The organism is Humibacter soli (assembly GCF_054779035.1).
The window spans coordinates 699,074-722,644 of the sequence record NZ_BAAGYX010000002.1; the positions used below are offsets into that span (position 1 = coordinate 699,074).

At 67.2% G+C, this 23,571-nt stretch carries 21 protein-coding genes; 15 read left to right on the forward strand and 6 right to left on the reverse strand.

The window, feature by feature from the left end; translation table 11 throughout:
* The first annotated feature begins 29 nt into the window (after positions 1–29).
* The 3 genes from ACYVDN_RS16475 (at position 30) to ACYVDN_RS16485 (ending at position 3,476) form a co-directional block, all read left to right on the forward strand.
* A complete protein-coding gene (locus ACYVDN_RS16475) occupies positions 30–788 on the forward strand; it encodes a response regulator transcription factor (RefSeq protein WP_460573329.1) in 759 nt (252 codons plus the stop codon).
* Positions 789–823: 35 nt separating this feature from the next.
* Positions 824–2,530 carry a sensor histidine kinase gene (locus ACYVDN_RS16480; protein WP_460573331.1) on the forward strand — a complete coding sequence of 569 codons (1,707 nt, stop codon included), beginning with the start codon at positions 824–826 and terminating at the stop codon, positions 2,528–2,530.
* Between the two features lie 94 nt (positions 2,531–2,624).
* Positions 2,625–3,476 (forward strand): NAD-dependent epimerase/dehydratase family protein, encoded by an 852-nt coding sequence (locus ACYVDN_RS16485; RefSeq protein ID WP_460573333.1) that lies wholly within the window; start codon positions 2,625–2,627, stop codon positions 3,474–3,476.
* Positions 3,477–3,730: 254 nt separating this feature from the next.
* On the opposite strand, the gene ACYVDN_RS16490 is transcribed toward ACYVDN_RS16485, so the two are convergent.
* Positions 3,731–4,783, reverse strand: a complete 1,053-nt coding sequence (locus ACYVDN_RS16490) for a lactonase family protein (RefSeq protein WP_460573335.1) — start codon at positions 4,781–4,783, stop codon at positions 3,731–3,733.
* Positions 4,784–4,786: 3 nt separating this feature from the next.
* The gene (locus ACYVDN_RS16495) at positions 4,787–5,593 is read right to left on the reverse strand and encodes an IclR family transcriptional regulator (protein WP_460573337.1); all 807 of its coding nucleotides are present in this window, start codon (positions 5,591–5,593) and stop codon (positions 4,787–4,789) included.
* 161 nt (positions 5,594–5,754) lie between these two features.
* Here ACYVDN_RS16495 and ACYVDN_RS16500 point away from each other — a divergent pair, with 161 nt between their 5' ends.
* From ACYVDN_RS16500 to ACYVDN_RS16535, 8 genes are all read left to right on the forward strand, one after another.
* The gene (locus ACYVDN_RS16500; RefSeq protein WP_460573339.1) at positions 5,755–7,044 is read left to right on the forward strand and encodes an ABC transporter substrate-binding protein; all 1,290 of its coding nucleotides are present in this window, start codon (positions 5,755–5,757) and stop codon (positions 7,042–7,044) included.
* An 85-nt stretch (positions 7,045–7,129) separates the two neighbouring features.
* On the forward strand, positions 7,130–7,990 hold the full coding sequence (locus ACYVDN_RS16505) for a carbohydrate ABC transporter permease (RefSeq protein WP_460573341.1): 861 nt from the start codon (positions 7,130–7,132) through the stop codon (positions 7,988–7,990).
* On the forward strand, positions 7,987–8,823 hold the full coding sequence (locus ACYVDN_RS16510; RefSeq protein ID WP_460573343.1) for a carbohydrate ABC transporter permease: 837 nt from the start codon (positions 7,987–7,989) through the stop codon (positions 8,821–8,823). The genes ACYVDN_RS16505 and ACYVDN_RS16510 overlap by 4 nt, the downstream gene beginning before the upstream one ends.
* 66 nt (positions 8,824–8,889) lie before the next feature.
* Positions 8,890–11,412: an alpha-mannosidase gene (locus tag ACYVDN_RS16515; protein WP_460573344.1), complete on the forward strand. Its 2,523-nt coding sequence runs from the start codon at positions 8,890–8,892 to the stop codon at positions 11,410–11,412.
* Positions 11,409–12,617, forward strand: a complete 1,209-nt coding sequence (locus ACYVDN_RS16520) for an enolase-like domain-containing protein (RefSeq protein ID WP_460573346.1) — start codon at positions 11,409–11,411, stop codon at positions 12,615–12,617. Before ACYVDN_RS16515 ends, ACYVDN_RS16520 begins: the two co-directional genes overlap by 4 nt.
* Positions 12,611–13,264 (forward strand): RraA family protein, encoded by a 654-nt coding sequence (locus tag ACYVDN_RS16525; protein WP_460573348.1) that lies wholly within the window; start codon positions 12,611–12,613, stop codon positions 13,262–13,264. Before ACYVDN_RS16520 ends, ACYVDN_RS16525 begins: the two co-directional genes overlap by 7 nt.
* Entirely contained in the window at positions 13,261–14,259 is a 999-nt protein-coding gene (locus ACYVDN_RS16530) for an aldose epimerase family protein (RefSeq protein ID WP_460573350.1), read from the forward strand. Before ACYVDN_RS16525 ends, ACYVDN_RS16530 begins: the two co-directional genes overlap by 4 nt.
* Positions 14,260–14,287: 28 nt before the next feature.
* Positions 14,288–15,049 (forward strand): SDR family NAD(P)-dependent oxidoreductase, encoded by a 762-nt coding sequence (locus ACYVDN_RS16535; protein WP_460573352.1) that lies wholly within the window; start codon positions 14,288–14,290, stop codon positions 15,047–15,049.
* Between the two features lie 361 nt (positions 15,050–15,410).
* Here the strand turns inward: ACYVDN_RS16535 and ACYVDN_RS16540 are convergent, their stop codons facing one another.
* Together ACYVDN_RS16540 and ACYVDN_RS16545 are read right to left on the reverse strand one after the other, a co-directional pair.
* Positions 15,411–15,902, reverse strand: coding sequence for a MarR family winged helix-turn-helix transcriptional regulator (locus tag ACYVDN_RS16540; protein WP_460573354.1), 492 nt, complete (start codon positions 15,900–15,902; stop codon positions 15,411–15,413).
* Positions 15,903–15,910: 8 nt separating this feature from the next.
* Entirely contained in the window at positions 15,911–17,740 is a 1,830-nt protein-coding gene (locus ACYVDN_RS16545) for an MDR family MFS transporter (protein WP_460573356.1), read from the reverse strand.
* Positions 17,741–18,213: 473 nt separating this feature from the next.
* Between ACYVDN_RS16545 and rplJ the strand changes: the two genes are divergently transcribed.
* The 4 genes from rplJ (at position 18,214) to ACYVDN_RS16565 (ending at position 21,385) form a co-directional block, all read left to right on the forward strand.
* Complete coding sequence (gene rplJ / locus ACYVDN_RS16550; protein WP_460573358.1) at positions 18,214–18,729, forward strand: 50S ribosomal protein L10; 516 nt, start codon at positions 18,214–18,216, stop codon at positions 18,727–18,729.
* 96 nt (positions 18,730–18,825) lie between these two features.
* Positions 18,826–19,221: a ribosomal protein bL12 gene (gene rplL, locus ACYVDN_RS16555; protein ID WP_460573360.1), complete on the forward strand. Its 396-nt coding sequence runs from the start codon at positions 18,826–18,828 to the stop codon at positions 19,219–19,221.
* A gap of 308 nt (positions 19,222–19,529) precedes the next feature.
* Complete coding sequence (locus ACYVDN_RS16560) at positions 19,530–20,039, forward strand: MarR family winged helix-turn-helix transcriptional regulator (RefSeq protein WP_460573362.1); 510 nt, start codon at positions 19,530–19,532, stop codon at positions 20,037–20,039.
* A 5-nt stretch (positions 20,040–20,044) separates the two neighbouring features.
* Positions 20,045–21,385: an MFS transporter gene (locus ACYVDN_RS16565; RefSeq protein ID WP_460573364.1), complete on the forward strand. Its 1,341-nt coding sequence runs from the start codon at positions 20,045–20,047 to the stop codon at positions 21,383–21,385.
* 282 nt (positions 21,386–21,667) lie between these two features.
* Here ACYVDN_RS16565 and ACYVDN_RS16570 read toward each other — a convergent pair whose 3' ends face one another.
* Entirely contained in the window at positions 21,668–22,729 is a 1,062-nt protein-coding gene (locus tag ACYVDN_RS16570) for a LacI family DNA-binding transcriptional regulator (protein ID WP_460573366.1), read from the reverse strand.
* 4 nt (positions 22,730–22,733) lie between these two features.
* Positions 22,734–23,570: a carbohydrate ABC transporter permease gene (locus tag ACYVDN_RS16575; RefSeq protein ID WP_460573368.1), complete on the reverse strand. Its 837-nt coding sequence runs from the start codon at positions 23,568–23,570 to the stop codon at positions 22,734–22,736.
* Position 23,571: the final 1 nt, after the last annotated feature.

Consider the following 23,571-nt stretch of genomic DNA (forward strand, 5'->3'; position numbering starts at 1 on the left):
TTCGGACTCGATTTTCGATAATGGGAAACATGTCCTCTACCTCGACCGAGCGAACCCAGAGCCGTCCCCTGGCGACGCCGTTGCATCACGCAGACGGCTCACCGATCCGCATCCTCGTCGTCGACGATGAGCACACCCTCACCGACCTTCTCCAGATGGCTCTGCGGTACGAGGGCTGGGAGGTGAAGACCGCCGCGACGGGCCACCAGGCGCTGACGGCGGCTCGCGAGTTCAACCCCGACGCGGTCGTGCTCGACATCATGCTTCCCGACATCGACGGGCTGCAGGTGATGGGCAGGATGCGCGAGAACGGCGGCGAGACCCCCGTGCTGTTCCTCACGGCGAAGGACTCGCTCGACGACCGCATCGCCGGCCTCACCGCGGGAGGCGACGACTACGTCACCAAGCCGTTCAGCCTGGAGGAGCTGGTCGCCCGGCTTCGTTCGCTGCTGCGCCGGTCGCGTGCGCTGATCGCCGACACCCAGGACCCGCGCATCGTCGTCGGTGACCTCGTGCTCGACGAGGACTCCTATGAGGTGACCCGTGCCGGCGAGCCGATCTCGCTCACCGCAACCGAGTTCGAGCTGTTGCGCTACCTGATGCGCAACCCGCGTCGCGTGCTTTCAAAGGCGCAGATCCTCGACCGCGTGTGGAGCTACGACTTCGGCGGAACCTCCAGCGTCGTCGAGCTCTACATCTCGTACCTGCGCAAGAAGATCGACGCCGGTCGTCCGCCGATGATCCACACCGTGCGCGGCGCCGGGTACATGGTCAAAGCTGCGGAGTGATCACACCGATCAACTCCCGCGAAAGGAATCAGAACGTGAGCACGGCAGGCGCCGCGCCCGACGCCGTTGTGCCGGATGCCGGTGCCGGCACGGCCACGCCGCGCTCGGGCACGCCCGCATCGGGCTCTGCGCCGGGTGCATCGGGCTCGGGTACGCCGCGACCGGGCAAGGCGGCGCGCCCCGGCAAGCCGCGGTCGCGTCGGCGCTTGCGTCGGATGACGCTGCGCACGCGTCTGGTGCTCGCAGTCGTCTCCCTCGTCGCCGTGCTGGGCGTCGTGATCAGCTTGCTCAGCGCTCTGCTTCTGCAGGGCTACCTCGTGCAGCGGCTCGACGAGCAGCTCAACTACGCCGTGAACCGCGGCGAGGTGGTGGCACTGCACGTGGCCACTGCACCGGGCGGCGCGACCGCGCAGGCCATCGTCAGCGAGGTCGTCAGGGCGTCTGGCCTCTCGCCGGGGACGGTCGCGGCGTTCGTGACGGCTGATGGACAGGCATCCATCGCCTATCTCGGACGGGACCAGGCCGCCACCGCGCAGACCTTCGCACCCGACGTGAGCTCGAAGCTCGCCGCCGTGCCGCAGGACGGCACACCGTTCACTGTCGACCTGGGCGGCACGCTCGGCCAGTACCGCATGGCCGCGCTGCAGTTGCCCGACTCCAACGAGCTCGTGATCGGTCTTCCCCTAGCCGACGTGCAGGCGACGACGGCGCGACTGCTCACCATCATCCTCGCGGTCACAGCGGTTGGCATAGTCGCGGCGGGGGCCATCGGCACTCTCATCGTCGTGTTGTCGCTGCGACCGCTGGAGCGTATGGCGGCGACCGCCACCGAGGTGTCGCGGCTGCCGCTGGACCGTGGTGAGGTCGCGCTCGCCGTGCGCGTTCCCGAGAAGGACGCCGACCCGCACACCGAGGTGGGCAGGCTGGGCGCCGCGTTCAACCACATGCTCGGCCACGTGTCATCCGCGCTGTCTGCCAGGCAGGCGAGCGAGAACAAGGTGCGGCAGTTCGTGGCGGATGCCTCGCACGAGTTGCGCACGCCTCTCGCGTCGATCCGCGGTTACGCCGAACTCACCCGCCGTGCCCCTGAGCCGTTGCCCGACATCGCGGTGCGCTCCCTCGGCCGCATCGAGTCCGAAGCCGATCGGATGACCGATCTGGTCGAAGACCTCCTGCTGCTTGCGCGTCTCGACGAGGGCCGCGAGCTCGATCGCGATCCCGTCGACCTTTCGCGGCTGGTGATCGACGTGGTGTCGGACGCCCACGCCGCCGGAACGGATCACACCTGGAACGTCGACCTGCCGTCCGAACCCGTCACCGTGATCGGCGACGAGAAGCGGCTGCACCAGGTGCTGGCGAACCTGCTGACGAACGCGCGCGTGCACACGCCGGAGGGCACGGTGGTCGACACCGCCCTGCGGGTGGAAGGGGAGAAGGCCGTCGTCACGGTGACGGACAACGGCCCGGGCATCCCTGACGACCTCCAGCCGGTGCTGTTCGAGCGATTCGCGCGTGGCGACCCCTCGCGTGCGCGGCACACCGGATCGACGGGCCTCGGGCTCGCGATCGTGCGCGCGGTGGTGCGCGCCCAGGACGGGGACGTCGCCGTGGACAGCGAGCCGGGCAGCACGACGTTCATCCTGACCCTTCCGCTCGGGCACGGCGTCGTCGCCCACGATGAGGAGTCGGTCATCGACCTGACGCCCGAGGAGATCGCGGCGCTGGAGTCCGACGGGGCGTAGGCTCTGCGTCCCCAGGTACGGTGCCGCGGGCATCGTTCCCCGGGGATGAGGGACCGGCCCTCGCGCGTCGGGCGTCCATGCCAGACTGACACCCATGCGCATCGCTCTCACCGGTGGATCAGGAAAGCTCGGACGCACTGCGGTGCGAGTGTTGCGAGAGGCAGGGCACGACGTCACGTCATTCGACGTGGCGGGCATCCGTGGTCCTGGCTTCTTGCAGGTCGACCTCACGGATTACGGACAGGTCGTCGATGCCCTCTCCGGCGTCCACGAGGGCAACCGCCAGGTCGGGTACGACGCGATCGTGCACCTGGGCGCCATCCCTGCGCCGGGCATTCGCAGCGACGTCGCGACCTTCGAGAACAACATCCTCAGCACGTACCACGTGTTCCAGGCTGCGCGCACGGTGGGCATCCGCAACATCGTCTACGCATCGAGCGAGACCGTGCTCGGGCTTCCGTTCGACCAGGACCCGCCTTACCTGCCGATCGACGAGGAGTACGCGGCTCGCCCGGAGTCGACCTACTCGCTCGTCAAGCACCTCGAAGAGCAGATGGCGACGCAGTTCACCAGGTGGGACCCGACGCTGAAGATCGTCGGCTTCCGGTTCTCGAACGTGATGGACCCGGAGGACTACGCAGCCTTCCCCGGCTACGACGACGACCCGAAGAAGCGCCGCTGGAACGCGTGGGGATACATCGACGCACGCGACGGCGCGCAGGCGATCCAGAAGGCCCTGGAGTGGGACGGCACCGGGTTCGAGGTGTTCATCATCGCCGCCGCAGACACCGTGTCGAACCGGCCGAACGGTGACCTCGCTGCCGTGGAGTTCCCGAACGTGTCGCACAACCGAGAGCTCGGCGAGCACGAGACGCTGCTGTCGATCGACAAGGCGCGTCGCGTGCTGGGCTACGACCCGCAGCATTCGTGGCGCAACCACGTCTGAGGCTCGGCGCGTCCGTCCCGCTGGTTGAGGCCTCCGCAGGTTGAGGCCTCCGCTGGTTGAGGCCTCCGCAGGTTGAGGCCTCCGGTGGTTGAGGAGCACCCGCGAAGCCGGGCGCGTCTCGAAACCGCTGCCCCCGCGAAGTAGCGGTTTCGAGACGCCCGCGGCTGCGCCGTGTGCTCCTCAACCAGCGGCAGGGCGCGCCTTTCGGCGTGCTCCTCAACCACCGGGACGGGCGGGCCGGTGCGGGCGGAGGGCTACAGAGCCAGCACCGCAGTGGGCGACGGACAGTCCCGGGAGGAGTGGCGCTTGAGCGTGTGCACCTCCGGTTCGAACGCGTACGCGACGATCTCGTGAGAGTCCTGGCCCGCAACGAGAAGGAAGCGGTCGTCTTCCACCAGCGTCATCGCACGAGGAGTGCGCGGGGCTGAGACGCGCGACGAGAGTGTGAGGCGTGACCGCTCGGAGTCGAAGCGCAGCACCGCGATCGCAGGGTCGTCGCTTCGGTTGCCGGCGAAGACCGTGGTGCCGTCCGCCGACAGCAGGATCTCCGCGCCTGCGGGCACGTCATGCTCGTCGTGCAAGATCGAGATGCGCTGCGCGTGCCGGAAACGGCCGACCGGGCCATCCCGAACGAACACGTCGACGGCCCCGCTGAGCTCTCCGATCACGAAGAGGTGTCGCCCTCCCGGATGGAAGACGATGTGCCTCGGACCGGTTCCGGGAAGCAGCGCCAGGGAATCGCGTTCCACCGCCCTCCCCGCCTCGAGCCGGTAGAAAATCACAGAGTCGATGCCCAGGTCGGGAACCGCAAGCACGCCGCCGACCGAGTCGAAGACGACCTGATGCGGATGCGGCGCTTCCTGTCTTTCCGCATCCTGTCCGCTGCCCTCGTGCAGGACGACCTCGATCGGTTCTCCGATGCTGTGGTCGGAAAGCAGCTCGTGCACGGCGACGGTGCCCGAGCCGTAATTGGCGACAGCGAGCAGCCGCTCAGAGGGGTCGATCGCCAGGTGCGCCGGAGCGGTGCCGCCAGACGGAACACGTTGCAGGATGTCGAGCCTTCCTGTCTGGCGGTCCCGATGCATCGCAACGATGCCGCCCTCCTCGCCGCCGTCGTTCTCCTCGACGGCGTAGACCGCATCACCGGCAGCCGTCGCCGCGAGCCAGGACGGATTCCGGATCTGCGCGGCGAGCATCGGGGGTGAGATCTCGCCGTCGTCGAAGCGGCTCGCCATGACACCGGGCGCGCGCCCCTCCGCATGCGGGAGACTCTCGGTGTACCCGCCGATCAGCAGCTCAGTCGGCATAGGTCATCCCTTTGTAACGGGGAGCGCATCACCGAGGGTGTGCAGCAGCCTGGCTACATCGGGAACGCGCTCGGTCGGCAGCCGCAGGGTCGGCGCAGAGACCGAAATGGCGTTGCCCGCGATGGGGAGCGCGATGGCGACGGCCCGCATAAGTTCGGCGCTTTCCTCGTCATCCGTCGCGTAGCCACGACTTCGTACGAGGTCGAGTTCCTTGCGCAGGCGGGGCCGGTCGGTGATGGTCGCATCGGTGAGGGGCCGCAGCTGCCGGGGGAGCAGCTCGTCGACGACCTCCCAGTCGAGCTGCGCGAGCAGCGCCTTGCCCATCGCACTGGCGTGGGCCGGGATGCGCCGGCCGACCGCGCTGTACATGCGCAACGGCTGCGGCGACTCGCGCTTCGCCAGGTAGACGACGTCGGCTCCGTCCAGCCTTCCGAGGTGTGATGCCTCCTGCAGCTCATCCGTGAGCGTCGTGAGTATCGGGTTCACGAAGCGCACCACCTGGTCGACATCGACGTATCGAGTTCCGGCGAGCAGAGCCCGAAGCCCGATCCGGTAGAGCGGATGACCGGAATCCTGGACTTCGACCCATCCGCGCCTCGTCATGGTGGCGAGCAGCTTGTGCAGGCTGCTCTTCGGCGCGTTCAAGCGCCGGGACATGTCCGAGAGCGTGAGCAGAGTGTCGGTGGAGGAGAGCAGCTCCAGCACGTCGAGCGTGCGGTCGGCGGACTTCACACCTTGCGCTCGTCCATCGGCTGGGGCATCCCGTGGTCGCTCGTCGGCGTCGCTCGCCGTATCCGCATCCGTAGCCATGCGTCTATCTTACGCTCCGTTCACATAGGGGAACATGTTTCCAGGGTATGAACATTGACAATCCTCATCAACCCTGCCAGCGTATACGGATAGGAACATCGTTTCTATATGTGAACGTCTGCATCACACTTTCCCAGTACCACCAAAGCAAAGGAGCTTCCATGCGTCTCATGGGTCGCGCCGCGGTAGGGGCGGCGATCATCGCCCTTGCCGGCACCGCGCTCGCCGGCTGCAGCAGCAGTTCGGCAGACAGTGGACCGGTCACGATCACCTACGTGACCGGCAACACCGGGGTCACGTTGAAGAAGGGCGAGCAAGCCCTCATCGACTCGTTCCAGAAACAGAACCCGGACATCAAGGTCAAGGTCGAGTCGATCCCGTTCGCGGACTACGACACGAAACTGACCACCGAATTGCGAAGCGGTGCAGGACCAGATGTCGGTCGCGTCAACCACACCGATGTGCGCACCTGGGCCGCAGCCGGCTTCCTGTCGCCCCTCGACGATGCGATTCGCAGCAACAAGATCAAGATGTCGAACTACATCCCCGGCCTCGTCGACATCGGCAAAGTCAAGGGACAGCAGCTCACGCTGCCGCTCACGACAGATGCCCGCGCATTCTGGTACAACCCGACGCTCCTCAAGAAGGCCGGCATCTCCTCTCCGCCCAAGACCTGGGACGACCTGGTGACCGATGCCAAGAAGTTCAACGGAACCGGCGTCTACGGGTTCGCGTTCGCCAGCGACAACGACTACTCGCTGACCTACGAGTCGCTGGGGCCATGGATGAAGGTCGCCGAGGGCAAGATCCTGAACAAGGATGGGACGAAGGCCGTCTCCGCGTCGTCGAATGGCACCGTCGCGGCCGCCGAACTACTGCAGTCGCTCGTCAAGGCCGGAGTGACGCCTCCTGGCGAGAACAAGATGACCGGAGACACGCTGGCTCAACTGTTCTCGCAGAACAAGCTCGCGTTCATGCTCGGCGGACCATGGCAGCAGACCGCATTGCTGACGGACAACCCGAAGGCCCAGTACGGCGTCGACTATGCGACGACCGCGCTGCCGGTGCAGCACGCGGGCCAGTCGACGGCCAGTGTCGCGGGTGGGTGGCAGATGGGCATCTTCAAGAACTCCAAGAACAAGGAGGCGGCCGGCAAGCTCGTCGCGTTCCTCGCCGAGCCGTCGAACCTCAAGAAGCTGAACGCGCTCGAGGCGTTCCCGCCGATCAAAAACGGCCTGACCGGGGCCCCGTGGAACTCCCCGTTCTTCGACGCGTTCAACGAGGTCTTGCCGCACTCCGGCCTGCCGATGACGCCCGTCGCACAGATCGCTCAGGTGTCGGCGACGTTCGAGTCGACCGTGCTGCCGTCCATCACCGACCCGAGTCAGTCGGCGAAGTCGGCGCTGAAGTCATTCGACGACCAGGTCAACTCGCAGATCCTGGGCGAATGACGCGACGATGACAGAACTCACGGCGTCTGAGGAGACGCGCTCCGGGAGGGGTACATCGAGCGACCCCTCCCGGGAGAGTCGGGGAATGCGTCGGCCCAGGGCCTGGCCGTTCGCGGTTCCCGCATTCATCGCCCTGGCCCTCGTGCTGATCTATCCGCTCGGGTACAACCTGTGGATCAGCTTGCACGTCGACCGCCTCAGCGAGAACGACGGCGCCTGGGTCGGCTTCAAGAACTACATGACCGTGTTCGAGAACGGCGAACTGGCTGGGACGCTCGCGCGCACGTTCTACTTCACGTTCGGGTCGCTGATCCTGCAGTTCGTGATCGGGTTCGCGGCGGCGCTCGCTCTCGAGTTCTTTCCGCGCGGATCTCGGATCATGCGACCGCTACTGCTCACCCCGTGGGTCATGCCTGGGGTCGCGGTCGCCGCGGTATGGCTCTCGATCCTGAACCCGATCTCCGGACTCGCCAACAGCGGTCTCGCCGTCTTCGGCGTCCCGCCGGTGTCGTGGCTCGCGTCTCCCGGCCTGGCCATGCTCTGCCTCATCCTTGTCAACACGTGGAAGTCGGCCCCGTACTGGATGCTCATGCTCTCGGCCGGCCTGAAGTCCATTCCGAGTGAGTTGGTCGAGGCGGCCAAGGTGGACGGTGCCTCCTATCCGCGCATCGTCTGGAGTGTGCTGCTTCCTGGGCTGAGGCCGATCCTCGCGACGACGACTCTGCTCGCCTTCATCTGGACCTTCAACTACTTCGACCTGGCCTACCTGCTCACCAACGGTGGGCCGGGCAACGCGACAACGACGCTGCCGTTCGCGATCTGGGAAACCGCTCTCAAGTTCAACCGGTTCGACCTCGGTGCCGCGTACTCGCTGTTGTCGATTCTCGTGACGGGAATCGCCATCGTCATCTATCTGCGCGTCACCAGGAAGGAGACGGAGTCATGAGCATCGCCTCGACGCGTCTGCGTCGCTTTCCATGGGTTGCTGCGATCGTGCTGGCGGTCATCTTGGTGGGCTCCCTGCTTCCGATCTATTGGATGATCACCTCGTCGATCAAGGCGCCTGAAGAGCTGAGCGCGATTCCGGCAACCCTGTGGCCGCACTCTTTCACCCTGCAGAACTACGCGGACGCACTGCAGCAGGCGCCACTGGTGTCCGCGAGCATCCAGTCCGCGCTCATCGCGGCAGTGACGACCGTGGTCGTGATCGTGATGGGCTCGGCCGCCGCGTATGCCGTCGTCCAGCTCAGGTTCAGGGCGGGTCGCTCGTTGCTCTCCTTGAGTCTCGTCACCCAGTTGCTGCCCCAGGCGGCCGTGCTCGTCCCGATCTTCATTCTGTGGACTCAGCTCGGGCTGGTGAATCAGCTTCCCGGCGTGATGCTCGTCTACGTGGCGTTCCAACTGCCGGTGGCGGTCTGGATCATCACGGGGCACTTCCGGTCCATTCCGCGCGAGATCCTCGAAGCCGCGGTGGTGGACGGATCGGGCTCGATCCGCACCCTGATCCGAGTGGTCATGCCGATCGCTGCTCCGGGCATCGCCGCCGTCGCGATCTGGTGCGTGATCGGATGCTGGAGCGAACTGCTGTTCGCCCTCGTGCTGCTCAACGGCACCACCACCACGGTGCCGGTCGCGCTCTCCGGCCTCATCGGGGAGCACACCACCAACCAGGGCGTGCTGGTTGCTGCCGCCACGCTCGCAGCGCTGCCACCGCTCATCCTGTTCTTCTTCCTGCAGAAGTACTTCCAGAACGGCCTCGTCGGCGCAGTCAAGGGCTGAGACCCGCACGCCGCACGATCCGTCGACCCACCGAGCCATCGCGCCGAACCACGAAAGGAACAACTCGTGCCGGAGTCCCGCCGAGTCGCCATCATGCCGTCATCCCATCTCGACCTGTTCTGGTTGGGTGACTATCGAAACTGCCTGCGCAGGGGCGAAGAGATCATGCGGTCGTACCTCGATCGCGCCGTCGAGTCGGGCGATGAGACGTTCGTCATCGACACGGCGATCTTCGCCGAACACTTCATGCGCGAGAACCCCGAGTACGTCGAGGTTGCCCGCACGCTCGTGCGAGAGGGCCGCCTCGAGGTTGGATCCGCCTACATCGACAGGTGGGAGAACCTCGTGCTCGGCGAATCTCTCATCAGGAACATCCAGATCGGACGCGCCGTGGTGCGCGAGTGGTTCGGCAACGAGCCGCACCTTGCTGCGCATCCAGACCTGCCCGGGCTGAACGCGCAGACCTCGCAGATCTACTCGCAGGCGGGTATCCGTTACTACGCCACGAGCCGCAAGATCTTCCAGGAGGGCAGAATCTGGCGACACCGCTCGCCGGAGGGCACCGCGCTGACGATGATCACGTGGCCCGTGCACTACGTGTTCGTGCCGCTGGATGAACAGGGAGTCGACGCCGGCGGCAACGGCAACTTCGTCGGTCCGCGCACCTTGTCGTACGACGACTTGGAGGGCCGGTACCCGCACGGGACCATCGCGATGTCCGGTTCGGCGGGGGATCTCACCACTGCGGCGGACTTCACCACGCGATACGGCCGCGACCTGCGCGAATACGTCGGTAGATACCGCGAGCGATATCCGGAACTCGAGATCGCCTTCTCGATCCCCGCGCGGGAACTGGTGCCGTACCTCTCTGACGAGTCGACGCCGCTGGCCGAGGTGACCGGGTCCATCCCTAGCGTCTGGGGCGTCGCCCCCGACGAGGAGATGCGCTTCTTCCACCGGGTGCGAGCGCTCGAGGCGCTGCTGCTCGACGGCGAGACGGCCAGCGTGGTCGGTGTCTTTGCTGGGCGCCCGCCGCTACCGCAGTCTGCGCTCAGCTGGCGCGGTCTGTACGGAGAGGATGCCTTCTTCGCGGATGACGACCTTGCACCGGCCGGGCGCGAGTGGGAGTGGCTCTGGCGCATGCAGGTGTTCACCCAGGACCACAACGGAGGTGGGCAGGATGGCGTGCTCTCCGTCTTCCAGAAGAAGGTGCGCCACGATCGGACGAAGGGGTACGTGCTGGACGTGCTCGATCACTCGCTCGGGCGGAACGAGGCTGCGGCGCCCGCGCTCCTGCGCACCCGCCTTGGGGCTGCAGACGATCGGCTCGTACTCGAGGCAGAGCTCGTTGACGAGTTGTCCGATTGGCTTCGGACGCAGCCCGAGCAGGCCGTTCAGGCGTTCACGGGAACGGATGGCGTGCGCAGAGTGGCGATCAGCCTCGTTCCCGATGAGGGCGTCGGCAGCGGGCCGGTCGAGCTGGGCACCAACGGTGACGAGCTCACGGCGTCGCAGTCCGACGAGGGCATCCGCATTACGACCGGTGCGGTCGACGCGACCATCGATCGCGCGACAGGAACCCTCACCGTTGAGGACCGTTTGCGGTCGACGAACTGGCGCATTCCGCTCGGCTCGGCCTACGCCGTGCGGGAGCTCGGCAATGACGTGACGCTCGCCACGGACGAGGCACAGCGCGCTGACGCGAGGCTGCTCTCTGTCGAGCTCGTTGACGATGGGCCTCTCGTCGCCCGGGTCGCGCTCACCTGGGAACTGCTCGACGTCGTCTTCACGACCACCGTGCAGGTGTGGGTACGTGACGCCAGGATCGACCTCGCCACCGAGGTCGACTGGCCGGGCTTCGAACGGTGGCAGGTGCGTATGCCGCTCACGGCATGCGACCGCTCAGGTGTCTCCTTCGGTACGCCCTTCCACTTCTCGACCTGGGAGGACTTCGACTCGCGCGTCACGACGCTGATGCCCGATGAGATCGCCATGGACGACCTGCGCAATTACCGCGAGGTGCAGCACTGGGTGCATGTCGCCAGCGAGGATTCTGGGCTCGCCGTACTGACCTCGCACCCCGCGTTCCGGCACGCGGGTGAAGATCTGGAAGCCGTTCTGCTGCGCACTGCGCCGTCGTGCGGTGACCCTCGCATGATGTGGGAGAACGCCGGGCGCACCACGTGGTCGTTCCGTCTGGAACCGACGGCGGCCGAAAACCCCGCGTCGGGGGCGATCGCCGAGCTGGCCGATCGTGCGTGGCGTGCCCCGCGCATCATCCCGGCCGCCGGCGCGAGCGCCGAGCGCATCGACGCCCTCACGAACGAGGGCGATCCGGTGCGGCTCTCCGCTATGTACCTCGACGGCGACCAGGTGGTCGTACGGCTGGTCAACCAGTCGGCGACCACCGCGAACGTGCGCCTCTCCGGTGTCGTCGTCGCCGGCCCGGCAGTGCTCGCCGATCTCTCGGGAGAGGCGCGAGGAACGGTCGAGCCGCAGGATGGCGCGCTTGTCGTCACCCTCGCGCCATGGCGCATCCAGGACCTCCGATTCGACGCGGACCCCCTCGTCACGAAAGGACTGCAGTGAAATCCCTCATCATCGCCTCGATCGAGGCCTTCGAGGTCACCGTGCCGATCGAGGCGCCCATCAGGCACTCCTACGGCGTGCACGAGGCCTTCACCCGCACGATCGTGCTGGTGCGCACGGCGGACGGTCTGACCGGTCTCGCCGAGACGGCGGCCGGGGCCCAGGAAGTGGAGCGCATGGCAGCCGTCGCTGTCGGGCTGAGCGCGCTCGAGACCGGCGCGATCCGCATGCGGATCACCGAGCGCTTCTACTGGAGCAAGAACCCGCTGGTCGCGGCCGCGATCGAGATGGCCTGCATCGACATCGTGGGTAAGGCGCTCGGCGTGCCCGCCCATGAGGTGCTCGGCGGACGGCTTCGCGACCACATCGACCTCGCCGCCTATTGCTTCTTCCGCTACGCCTCAGACACCCATCCGGCCGTGACGACACCCGACGAGATGGCGGTGCACGCCAAGGACCTGGTCGACCGCTACGGGTTCGGAACGGTCAAGCTGAAGGCCGGCGTGCTGGAGCCCTCTGCAGAGGTCGCTGCACTGCGCGCCATCCGTGAAGCACTCCCCGAGGTGCGGCTGCGCATCGACCCGAACGCGGCGTGGACGCCAGCGACGGCAGTTGCTCTTCTGCCCGCACTGGAGGAGATCGGGTTGGAGTACTTCGAGGACCCCGTCGCGGGCCAGCCCGGCATGGCCGCGGTACGCTCCAAGACGGCCATCCCCCTCTCCACCAACATGTGCGTCGTCGACTTCGAGGACCTGCCAGGCGCTCTCGCGCAGGGCAGCGTCGACATCGTTCTCTCCGACCCCTGGTACTGGGGAGGCCCGCTCGAGACCAAGTCGCTGGGCGCGATGTGCCAGATGCACGGACTCGGGTTGGGCATGCACTCCGGCATCGAACTGGGTATCGGCATGGCGGTGATGGCGCACACCGGAGTGACGATTCCGCAGCTGACGCTCGCGGTAGATGCCCACCATCATCACCTCGTCGACGACGTCATCGCCGGCCCGCGGCTGCTGCCAGCAGGAGACGGCCGACTCGCGCCGCCGGCCGGTCCAGGGTGGGGCGTCGAATTGGATGACGAGAAGGTGGCCCTCTACCGCGAACTGCACGGCAGCGGGCGCTACGCGAACCTCTACGTTGACGGCGACTCGGGCTTCGGAGCCGACCGGTTCCGCCCCGATTGGGTTCCGGTGATGCCGGCATGGTGACCATCGATCTCGACCTGGTTCGCGGGGAGCTCGGCTCGGCTGTGCTCTCCGACACGCTCGACTCGCGCGGCCTGCGTCACCAGTGCCTTGCCTCGGGCATCGCGCCGCTGGAGACCGACACCGTGCTGGCCGGCTACGCCTTCCCCGTGACACTGCGCCGCGTCTATGACGTGCCGGAGACACCCTTCGAGGGTCTCGTCGAGGCGCTCGACGCCATCGGTCGCGACGAGATCTTCGTGACGCCCACCCAGCGGGCTCGAGACATCGCCGTCTGGGGCGAGCTGTTGTCTACCGCCTGCCAGGCTCGCGGCGCGGCCGGTGCGATCACCGACGGGCTGGTGAGAGACACCCGCCAGGTGCGTCGCCTCGGGTTCCCGGTGTTCTCGGCGGGGACGATCCCCTATGACAGCATGGGGCGCCACGAGGTCGACCGGCACGGAGTGCCCTGTGTCATCGACGGTGTCCGCATCGAGCCAGGCGACCTGATGGTCGGGGACTCCGATGGTGTTGTCGTCGTGCCGTCCGGCATCGCGGGCGAGGTCGTCGAGGCCGCTCTGGCGAAGCGTGCTAGTGAGCTCGAGTTCCGGCAGGCCGTCGCCGATGGGATGCCCGCGACGTTGGCGTTCCGCACGTTCGGGGTGCTGTGAGCGTTCCACTCGACATGCGCAACCTCGACGTGAGGGCGGAGTGCGCGAGCGACGCACAGCTGGCGCAGTTTTCGATGCAGTCTGTCGAGGATGGACCGGCGCGTGGCACCCGTGTGCTGACGGTCGCTCCGGCAGGCGGACTGCACACCCGAGTTCTCGTCGACCGCGGACTCGACCTTGGGGCAGCGTGGTTCGCGGGGCTTCCGGTCGCCTGGGCATCCGGTGTGGGCGAACGCCGGGCGGGGCACGGCGATGCGGGGGAGGGCTGGCACGACGGCTGGGCGGGCGGCCTGGTCACCACCTGTGGGCTGCGCAACGTGGGTGTTCCGAGCGAGGGGCACGGACGGCACGGCAGGTACTCCGACCAGCCGGCTGACGAGGTCGTCGTACGACGCGAGCTCGATGACGACGGCGGCGGGCGCGTCGTCGTCGAGGGGGCCATCCGCGAGCCGGTCGAGCTTGGGCGTGGTCTCGTGCTGCGCAGACGGGTAATCTTTCCGCTCTGGTCCGGCACTGTCGAGATCGACGACACGACCGTCAACGAGACGGGTGCGCGGGTTCAGGCGCCACTGCTTTATCACGTGAACATCGGGGCGCCGTACCTCGACGAGCGCTCGGTACCCATGACGAGGGCGCGGTCATCCGATCAGTTCGGTCCTGCTCCTGGTGTCTGGCCGATGGGGCGGCCGCTAGATGCGCCAGACGAAGTTCACGCGCTCGCCGTCGAGCCGGACGAGACCGGGTGGGCGGTGTGCGCCATCGAGTCATCACGGCTGGGCATGCGCATGAACGTGTCCTGGGACGCGATCGCGCAACCGAACCTGTTCGCCTGGCAGCGTCGCACACCGGGCACATACGTGACCGCCGTCGAGCCCGCGAACTGTACTGTGAACGGCAGCGCGGCCGATCGCGACGCAGGAGTCGCACCGTGGCTGGAGCCGGGCGAGACGCGACGCACGCGGATACGGATCAGCGTCGAGCCGCTGACGAGGTGAGCCGGAACAGTGAGTGATGGGGATGCACGTGTCGGATGACTTCTCGCTGGTAGGCATGCGGGCGTTGGTCACCGGGGCTACCGGCGGCATCGGCGAGGCGATCGCGAGGGCGTTCTCCGCGGCAGGCGCCTCCTGTGTCGTGCACGGGAGGAACGCAGAGCGTGCACGGCGGATAGCCGAGGAGATCGAGGGCATCCCCGTCGTCGGGGACCTCGCCGAAGCCGGCGCGTGCGAGGCGGTGATCGGCGCCGCGACGGCGACTGGCGGGCTTGACGTGCTCGTCAACAACGCGGGCTACGAGGTGCACGCGCGGCTCGAGGAGCTTGATTCGGATGAGCTGACGCGGCTCATAACGGTGAACTTCACAGCGCCGGCCGCGCTCATGCGGCTGTCGCTGCCGTGGCTGCGGGAGAGCTCCAACCCGTCCATCCTCAACGTCACGTCGATCCACGAGTCGGTGCCTGTCGCGGGCAACGGTGGTTACGCGGCAGCGAAGGCGGCGCTCGCCTCACTCACCCGCACCGCGTCGGTGGAGCTGGGGCCGGAGGGGATCAGGGTGAACACCCTGGCGCCGGGCGCGGTGCTCACGGACATGAACCGCGACCTGATCGCCGAGGTCGGCGAGCAGTCGTTCCGCGAGTGGATCCCGCTCGGCAGGGTCGGTCAGGTCGACGAGATCGCGTCCGTCGCCGTGTTCCTCGCGAGCAGGGCCGCGCGGTACGTGACCGGCGCGTCCATCGTCGCCGATGGCGGCTACAGCAACCACCTCGTGCGCTACCCGCACGGCTGATCTCTGCCGCTGGTTGAGGAGCGTGCGGGGCGTGCAGTGAGCGTTCCTCCCGTTGGTTGAGGAGCACGCGACGTAGCCGTGAGCGTTCCCCTCCGCTGGTTGAGGAGCACCCGCGAAACGGGCGCGTCTCGAAACCCGCGTCACGGCGTCCGCGCGCGGGCGGGTTTCTAGACGCGCGCGGCTGCGCCGCGTGCTCCTCAACCAACGGTAGCGCGCCTTTCGGCGTGCTCCTCAACCAGCGGTAGGGCGCGCCTTTCGGTGTGCTCCTCAACCAGCGGTAAGGCCCGCTTTCGGCGTGCTCCTCGACCAGCGGTAGGGGCGCCATCCGCGTGCTCCTCAACCAGCGGGAGGGGAGGACGACCTAGAACTCGTTGAGGCGGTGCAGCAGGCGGGCGAAGAGGCGCAGGTCGTCGACGCTCCAGTCGGCGAGGCCGTCGCGCAGCTCTTTGCGGGTGAGTGCGTTGAGGTCATCCCACCGGCGACGAGCTTCGTCCGTGATCGCGAAGTAGGTCGCGCGGCGGTCGGCCGGGTCCTGCTCGCGTCGCAGCATTCCGAGCTGCTCGAGGGCTGACGCCTGACGGCTCACCAGGCTCTTGTCCGCGTAGAGCTCCTCGGCGAGTGCCCCGGCGTGAAGCGGCCCCTTGCGGGCGAGCACCCCGAGCATGAGGTAGCCGAACGGCTGCATCTGAGGGTGCAGCTCGAGCGCCTGCGACCGCATGCGTGTGCGGAGCTTGACGAACATCGCCCCGAACTCTTCCTCGACCGAGGCGATCGCGCTGTCGAGGGCCGTGCGAGCCGCGCCCGACGGGGCCGGTTCGTCGCGGGAGCCCGTGGTGCGATCGCTCTCGGTCATGGTGCGCATCATAGCGAGGCGGGATCGTCGGTCTCTGTGGTGCCTGCGTCCTTGGCCGCGTCGTCGTGGCCCGTCGTGCGTCCGGTCCGCGGTGCGCCGACGGTGGTCATCCTGTCCGAGTCTGATTCGGCGAGTGCGGTCTCGACGGGTTCTGCGGCGATCATCGCGTCCGCGTTGTCCATGAGCTCTGCGGCCACGGATGCCAGCACGCCGGTGGATGCGGCGGCAGCGGCATCCTCATCGTGCTGACGCTCGATCGTCGTCTTGTCGCCGAGCCGCTTGTTGGGCAGCAGGCAGACCGCGACGATGGTGAGGATGGCCAAGGGCGCGGCGACCAGGAAGATGTGCGCAACCGACTGGCCGTACGCCGACTCGACGATGACCCGCACGATGGGCGGAAGCGTCGCGACGTCGGGAATGGTGCCGGACTTCAGCTCCTTGGCGATCGGAATGCCCGCAGGGCCGAGCTTCACGAGTGCCGCGGTGAGAGCGCCGGCGCTGTTCGCCAGGTGGGTCGCCACCTGAGTGCCGAGGATGGAGCCGAGCACCGAGACGCCGGCGGTGCCACCGAGGCTGCGGAAGAACGTGACCGAAGCGCTCGCGGCACCCATCTCGGCGGGTGCAACGACGTTCTGCACCACGAGCACGAGGTTCTGCATGACCATGCCGACGCCGGCGCCGAGCACGAGCATGTAGATCGACAGCACGACGTAGTTCGTGTCGTAGTCGATGGTGCCCATGAGCAGCAGGCCGATCAGCAGCAGCACGCTGCCGACCACCATGAATGCCTTCCACTTGCCCGTACGGCTGATGATCTGGCCGACCACGACCGACGAGATGAGCAGGCCGGCGATCATCGGCAGGGTCAGCAGGCCGGACTGCGTCGGGGTGGCGCCGCGCGCCAGCTGCATGTACTGGCCGAGGAAGACCGACGTGCCGAACATGGCGACGCCGACCGCGAGGCTGGCGATGACCGAGAACGTGAAGGTGCGGTTCTTGAACAGGCGCAGCGGGATGATCGGCTCTTTGACCTTGAGCTCGACCAGCACAGCAGCGATGAGTGCGGCGGCCGAGGCTGCGACCATCCAGAAGCTCGTTGCGGAGTTCCACGCGAACTCGCCCGGCTGGCCGGCGAGCGACACCCAGATCAGCAGGATCGAGATGCCGGCGGCGATGAGCACCGCTCCGAGGTAGTCGATGGAGACCTTGGTCTTCGCACGCGTGGGCAGGTGCAGCGTCAGCTGCAGCAGGATGATGGCCAGGATGGCGAACGGAATGCCGATGTAGAAGTTCCAGCGCCATCCGACAGAGTCGGTGAGCACGCCGCCGAGCAGAGGGCCGCCAACCGTGCCGAGGGCCATGATGCCGCCGAAGATGCCCATGTACTTGCCGCGTTCACGCGGGCTGATGATGTCGGCCATGATGACCTGGCTCAGCGCCGTGAGGCCGCCGGCGCCGAGGCCCTGCACGACGCGGAAGCCGATCAGCATGCCGGGCGTGGTCGAGAGCCCCGCGAGAGCCGAGCCGATCACGAAGATCGCGAGCGAGAGCTGGATGAGCAGCTTTCGGTTGAACAGGTCCGCGAACTTGCCCCAGATGGGCGTAGTCACCGTGGTGGCGAGCAGCGTCGCGACGACCACCCAGGTGTAGTCGGTCTCGTCGCCCTTGAGGTCGGAGACGATCCTCGGCAGCGACGTGGAGACGACCGTGCCGGCCAGGATGGCCACGAACATGCCGAGCAGCAGTCCGGAGAGCGCCTCGAGCACCTCGCGGTGGGACATCTTGGGGGCGCCGGGTGAGAAGGCCTCCGGCGTGGCCGTCGTTGCTGCTTGCGTCATAGCTGAGCTCCAGTCGGGTGAGAAGGGGCGGCGAGCGGATGCGCGGTGCAGAGTTTCCCGCGGCTCGACGTCACGCCCCCAATTCGTTGACGAAGATCAACTATAGGATCAATGTTTCACATAAGTCAACTAATGCGTTTGGTCAACTATCTTCGAAAACCCCTGCGGCGCGGGCGTCACGGGTGTCGTCGATTTGGGCATCCGGGGACCTTCGCGTACCCTTGTTGAAGCCAAAGACCGCCGGTCATCGGTGTGTTCGCGAAAGCAGAGCATCCGATCGAAGGTTCTTGCAAGGGGTGAAAGCCCCGAACGAGACGGCCCGCGCAGGTGAAGAGATCTTTTCCGTTCGCATCGTCGAGCGGAATCCCGAGCTCCGAGCCCTGTGCGCCGGAGCTTTTTTCTTTGCTCCGGTTGCGGTGGTCGATGGCGACGCGAGGCATCCGCCACGCGTCTCATACGTAAGAGGAGTGGCCATGGCGAACAAGGAAGCCACGGTTGCCGAGCTCGAGGAGAAGTTCCAGAGCTCGACCGCCGTTCTGCTGACCGAGTACCGCGGTCTGTCTGTTGCGAAGCTCAAGGAGCTCCGCAGGTCTATCAGTGCAGACGCGACCTACGCCGTGGTGAAGAACACGCTGACCAAGATCGCGGCGAACAACGCCGGCATCACGGCGTTCGACGACGAGCTCGCCGGACCGTCCGCGATCGCCTTCGTGCACGGTGACCCCGTGAACGTCGCCAAGGGTCTTCGTGACTTCGCCAAGGCGAACCCTCTTCTCGTGGTCAAGGGTGGGTACTTCGACGGTGCCGCCCTTTCCGCCGAAGAGGTAGGCAAGCTCGCCGACCTCGAGTCCCGTGAGGTGCTGCTGGCCAAGCTGGCCGGTGCCTTCAAGGCCTCGCTGTTCGGAGCCGCATATCTGTTCAACGCACCGCTGTCGCAGGCCGTTCGCACGGTCGACGCGCTGCGCCAGAAGCAGGAGTCCGCAGCGTAGGCATCTGCTCCCGCGCACGAAGGGGTTTCCCCGGAAGGCACAGGGTCGGATGCTCGCCGCGGTGAGTTACTACAGAGAAACCAAGGAGAAGGAAACATGGCTGCAAAGCTGTCCACCGAGGAGCTGCTCGAGCAGTTCAAGGGTCTGACGCTCATCGAGCTGTCGGAGTTCGTCAAGGCGTTCGAGGAGACCTTCGAGGTCACCGCTGCCGCCCCCGTCGCCGTTGCCGCAGCTCCGGCTGCCGGTGGTGCCGGTGCCGGCGCTGCTGAGGTTGAGGAGAAGGACTCCTTCGACGTCATCCTCGAGGCCGCTGGTGAGAAGAAGATCCAGGTCATCAAGGTCGTGCGCGAGCTGACCTCGCTCGGCCTCGGCGAGGCGAAGGCCGTCGTCGACGGTGCTCCGAAGGCCGTGCTCGAGGGCGCGAACAAGGAAGCCGCTGACAAGGCGAAGGCTGCTCTCGAAGAGGCCGGCGCGACCGTCACGCTCAAGTAGTCCCCGCCCCGGTAGGGGCACCTTCCACACGCTCGCGCACGCGGGCGCCGGAAGCCGGAGGGCGTCATCCCGTCAGGGGTGGCGCCCTTCGTCGTCCCTGTGGGTCACCCCGGCCCGACCCTCCGCCGGCTGCTGAATCTCGGAGATTCGCCCTCCGTGTCGGCGCGTCGCTGGTGGATGCCGGCGCGTGGGTGCGGATCTCCGAAATCCGGCAGCGGGGAAGCGGGACCCGAGTTGGCGATCCTGGTGGGGTGGATGGCTGGGAGAGGTGGGTAGAAATATATAGCCAGGCTATATATACTGGAGGCATGCTTACCGAACCGATCTCCCTCCCGCTCCGGGACGACACGGGGTCTGCGGCTGAGTTGCGATTCCTGCTCAGCGACCTCGTGCAGCTCTCGGGGCAGATGACCCGTCTCGCTCACCGTCTCTCCGGCGGCCCCGAAGGACCCGCCACCTGGCGCACCCTCGCCGTGCTGCAGCAGTCCGGGCCGATGCGCCTCGGCGAGCTCGCCGCGATGAGCCAGGTCGCCCAGCCCACGATGACGAAGATCGTGGCCGGGCTCGTCGAGCGCGAGTGGGTCAAGCGCATCGCCGATGCGGATGACGCCAGAGCGTGGCAGATCGGCATCTCGGCCAAGGGGATCCTCCAGCTCGCCGAATGGCGCAGCGTGTTGGCCGACGCCCTGCTCCCGTACTTCGAAGACCTCGGCGATGACGACGTGCGCACGGTGCAGCGGGCGCTCGAGCTCGTGCAGCCCCGCATCGCCCAGGTCTCCTCCTCGACGGAATCCCTCACACGAAAGACGAACGACTGATCTCGATGACCCGCACCGACTCCTCTTCTGACACCCAATCCGCTCCGGTCATCGATACCAACGCCCGACCACAGACCACCCCGGTCGCCGCTTCCGGACACTCCGGCCACGGACACGGCGGCGGCTCGATCCTCAAGCAGCCGCTGGCCGTGTGGGCCGTCGCGTTCGCCTGTGTCGTCTCATTCATGGGCATCGGGCTCGTCGACCCGATCCTGCCCGCCATCGCGAACAGCCTGCACGCCACCAGCGCCCAGACCGAGCTGCTCTTCACCACCTACCTCTTGATCACCGGCTGCGCCATGTTCTTCACGAGCTGGCTCTCGACCAGGATCGGCACGAAGAACACGCTGCTGATCGGTCTCGCGGTGATCGTCGTGTTCGCTGCACTCGCGGGTGCAAGCGGATCGGTGTGGGAGATCATCGGGTTCCGCGCCGGCTGGGGTCTCGGCAACGCGCTGTTCATCTCGACGGCGCTCGCCGCCATCGTGGGTGCTGCGTCCGGTGGTGCTGCCCAGGCGATCATCCTGTACGAAGCGGCGCTCGGCCTCGGTATGGCGCTCGGCCCGCTCGTCGGCGGACTGCTCGGCAACATCTCATGGCGCGGCCCGTTCTTCGGTACGGCGACCCTGATGGCCATCGGGTTCATCGCCATCATGACCATGCTTCGGAAGCGCGACGAAGCAAAGCCGGTGCCGACGAGGCTCACCGCACCGTTCCGCGCACTCGCCAAGCCCGGGCTGGGCGTAATGGCCTCGGCCGCCCTGTTCTACAACATGGGCTTCTTCGTGCTGCTCGCGTACACCCCGTTCGCTCTCGCCGACCTCGGACTCAGCGCGGCCATCCCGCTCGGACTGATCTTCACCTGCTGGGGTATCGCGCTTGCCATCTCATCGGTGTGGTTCGCTCCCCTTCTCACGAGCAGGATGCGCCGCACGACGGTTCTGATCTGCGTGATCCCGCTGCTCGCCGTCGACCTTCTGCTGGTCGCTCTGCTGGTGAAGTACATCGTCGCCATCATCGTGCTCGTGATCGTCGGAGGCTTCTTCCTTGGCATCCTGAACACGGTGCTCACCGAGTGCTCGATGGAGGCGACCGATCTACCTCGACCCGTTGCGTCGTCCGCGTACTCCGGCGTGCGTTTCATCGGTGGTGCGATCGCCCCGCCTGTCGCCGCAGCCCTCGGAGCCGCGTTCGGCGCGGCAGTTCCGTTCTTCTTCGGTGCGATCGTGCTGGTGATCTCGACGCTCATCATCGTGTTCGGCCGCCGCGCCCTCGGCCGCGCCGACGGAGCGATCGAAGACGCAGAGCAGCAGGCAGAGGCGATCGCCATCGGCGACGCGGACTGAGGTAGCACGCCGCCGCTGGGTGATCCCGCTGTTGAGGAGCTCGCCGTAGGCGCGCGTCCCCCCTTGGTTGAGGGCTCGCCGTAGGCGCGCGTTCCCCGTTGGTTGAGGAGCACGCCGTAGGCGCGCGTCCTCCGTTGGTTGAGGAGCTCGCCGTAGGCGGGCGTCTCGAAACCCGCTCGGGCCGGGGGTTTCGAGACGCGCCGCTGCGCGGTGCTCCTCAACCTGCGGTGTGGGGGAGACGCGCCGCTGCGCGGTGCTCCTCAACCTGCGGTGTGCGCGGCATCAGCCAGCGGGGGCGGGCGCCGTGCTTCCCCTCTCGATGAGCCGCACGGGATGCCGCGCCGAGCGCAGCCGGGTGCGACGTCCGGCAAGCTGGTCGAGCAGCATCCTGGCCGCCGTCGCGCCTTGATCGAACGGATCCTGTGCCACGGCGGTGAGGCCGAACACCTCCGCAAGGCCGTGGTCGTCGATGCCCGCTACCGAGAGCTCGGACGGCACGCGCAGGCCGACACCCTCCGCGACGAGGATGGCCATGACTCCGAGTGAGTCCGAGTCGGCGAAGAACGCGGTCGGCCTCGGCTCTCGCGCGGTGAGCAGCGCCGCGAGCCTCCTTCGCGTCATGGCCGGATCGGGGTCGGCTCGGATCGCCAACTCCGGCCGCACCGGAATCCCGGCATCGCGCAACGCGCTCTCGTACCCCTCGCGGCGCTGCGACGCCGTCGCCTTGGTGCGCCCCGGCAAGCCTGCGCCGCCGAGGTGCGCGATGCACGTGTGGCCCGACTCGATGAGGTGACGTGTCGCCATGCGGGCCGCGTCCGCCTGATCGATGGCGACATGGGGCAGCCCCCGCACCGAGCCGCCGACGAGCATCACCGGGTTGCCGGTCGCGACGAGCTGGCGTCGCTCCTCCGCGTCGAAGTCGATGCACAGCGCGATCAGCGCGTCGGTTCGCCGACGCAGGATCGTGCGACGGAACACCCGCTCCCGCTCGCCGCCGTGCTGTCCGAGGCTGAAGAGGATGAGGTCGTAGCTCTCCGATCGCAGAACGGCGTCCACGCCCTCGATCACCTCGGCGCAGAACGGCAGGGCGAGGCCCGGCACGATGGCCCCCATCGCCATCGTGCGGCCGGATGCCAGTCCTGACGCACTCGACGATGGGACGTATCCCAGGTCATCCGCCGCCCTTCGCACCCGGTCGCGGGTGGTCTCCGACACGTTCGGCAGGCCTCTGAGGGCACGCGAGACCGTCGCGGTCGACACGCCTGCGGCGCCCGCGATGTCGGTGATGCTGCTCGTTCGACCGCTCTCGCGAGCTCCGGTCAGCGTGCGGCCGGTGGAAGCCACGGACCTAGCCCTTGACGGCTCCAGAGGTCAGCCCGGACACGACCGACCTTCGGAAGATGAGCACGAGTATGGCGATGGGAACGACGGCGACCGCGCTCGCCGCGAAGATCGTGCCGTACGGCGTGATGTGCGCGTTGCCGAAGAGCGCGATGCCGACCGGGATGGTGCGGAACGCGTCGGCGCTGTTGAACGAGAGCGCCATCAGGAACTCGGTCCAGCAGGCGGTGAACGCGAAGATCCCCGCGGTGAACAGCCCAGGAAGCGTCATCGGCAGCACGACCTGCCAGACCGTGCGGAACGGGCCGGCCCCGTCGATGCGCGCCGTCTCCTCCATCTCCTTCGGAACCCCGATGAAGTAGTTGCGGAGGATCCAGATCGCGAAGGGCAGGTTCAGTGCCGTGTACGGCACGATCAGCGCCTGGTAGCTGTTCAGCCAGCCGAGGTTGCGCATCAGCAGGTAGAGCGGCGCGATGAGCGCGATCGCCGGGAACACCGAGATGATCAGGAGCAGCACCATGATCGTGAAGCGCCCCCGCATCGGCAGACGTCCCAGCGCGTAGCCCGCGAACGTTCCGAACGCCAGCACCAGCACGGTGGAGGCGATCGCGACGATCAGCGAGTTCAGGATGTACTGGCCGAAGTTGTACTGCGTGAACGCCGTGACGTAGTTCTCGACCGAGATCGGGTTCGGGAACCACTGCGGTGGCGCCGCCGCGACGCCCGCCGTGGTCTTGAGGCTCGTGGCGAGCATCCAGTAGATCGGTGCCATCACGAAGATCACGACGAGGATCGACGAGATGATCAGGCCGATGCGGCCGCCTGTTGTGCGTCTGCTGCTCATG

What these genes read in the sequence shown, in the direction of transcription:
- ACYVDN_RS16545 (WP_460573356.1), bottom strand. Translation starts at nt 17,740, where the DNA reads ATGACGCAAGCAGCAACGACGGCCACGCCGGAGGCCTTCTCACCCGGC.
- ACYVDN_RS16495 (WP_460573337.1), bottom strand. Translation starts at nt 5,593, where the DNA reads ATGGCTACGGATGCGGATACGGCGAGCGACGCCGACGAGCGACCACGG.
- ACYVDN_RS16575 (WP_460573368.1), bottom strand. Translation starts at nt 23,570, where the DNA reads ATGAGCAGCAGACGCACAACAGGCGGCCGCATCGGCCTGATCATCTCG.
- ACYVDN_RS16485 (WP_460573333.1), top strand. Translation starts at nt 2,625, where the DNA reads ATGCGCATCGCTCTCACCGGTGGATCAGGAAAGCTCGGACGCACTGCG.
- rplL (WP_460573360.1), top strand. Translation starts at nt 18,826, where the DNA reads ATGGCTGCAAAGCTGTCCACCGAGGAGCTGCTCGAGCAGTTCAAGGGT.
- ACYVDN_RS16525 (WP_460573348.1), top strand. Translation starts at nt 12,611, where the DNA reads ATGGTGACCATCGATCTCGACCTGGTTCGCGGGGAGCTCGGCTCGGCT.
- ACYVDN_RS16510 (WP_460573343.1), top strand. Translation starts at nt 7,987, where the DNA reads ATGAGCATCGCCTCGACGCGTCTGCGTCGCTTTCCATGGGTTGCTGCG.
- ACYVDN_RS16475 (WP_460573329.1), top strand. Translation starts at nt 30, where the DNA reads ATGTCCTCTACCTCGACCGAGCGAACCCAGAGCCGTCCCCTGGCGACG.
- ACYVDN_RS16490 (WP_460573335.1), bottom strand. Translation starts at nt 4,783, where the DNA reads ATGCCGACTGAGCTGCTGATCGGCGGGTACACCGAGAGTCTCCCGCAT.
- ACYVDN_RS16565 (WP_460573364.1), top strand. Translation starts at nt 20,045, where the DNA reads ATGACCCGCACCGACTCCTCTTCTGACACCCAATCCGCTCCGGTCATC.
- ACYVDN_RS16540 (WP_460573354.1), bottom strand. Translation starts at nt 15,902, where the DNA reads ATGACCGAGAGCGATCGCACCACGGGCTCCCGCGACGAACCGGCCCCG.
- ACYVDN_RS16500 (WP_460573339.1), top strand. Translation starts at nt 5,755, where the DNA reads ATGCGTCTCATGGGTCGCGCCGCGGTAGGGGCGGCGATCATCGCCCTT.
- ACYVDN_RS16560 (WP_460573362.1), top strand. Translation starts at nt 19,530, where the DNA reads ATGCTTACCGAACCGATCTCCCTCCCGCTCCGGGACGACACGGGGTCT.
- ACYVDN_RS16505 (WP_460573341.1), top strand. Translation starts at nt 7,130, where the DNA reads ATGCGTCGGCCCAGGGCCTGGCCGTTCGCGGTTCCCGCATTCATCGCC.
- rplJ (WP_460573358.1), top strand. Translation starts at nt 18,214, where the DNA reads ATGGCGAACAAGGAAGCCACGGTTGCCGAGCTCGAGGAGAAGTTCCAG.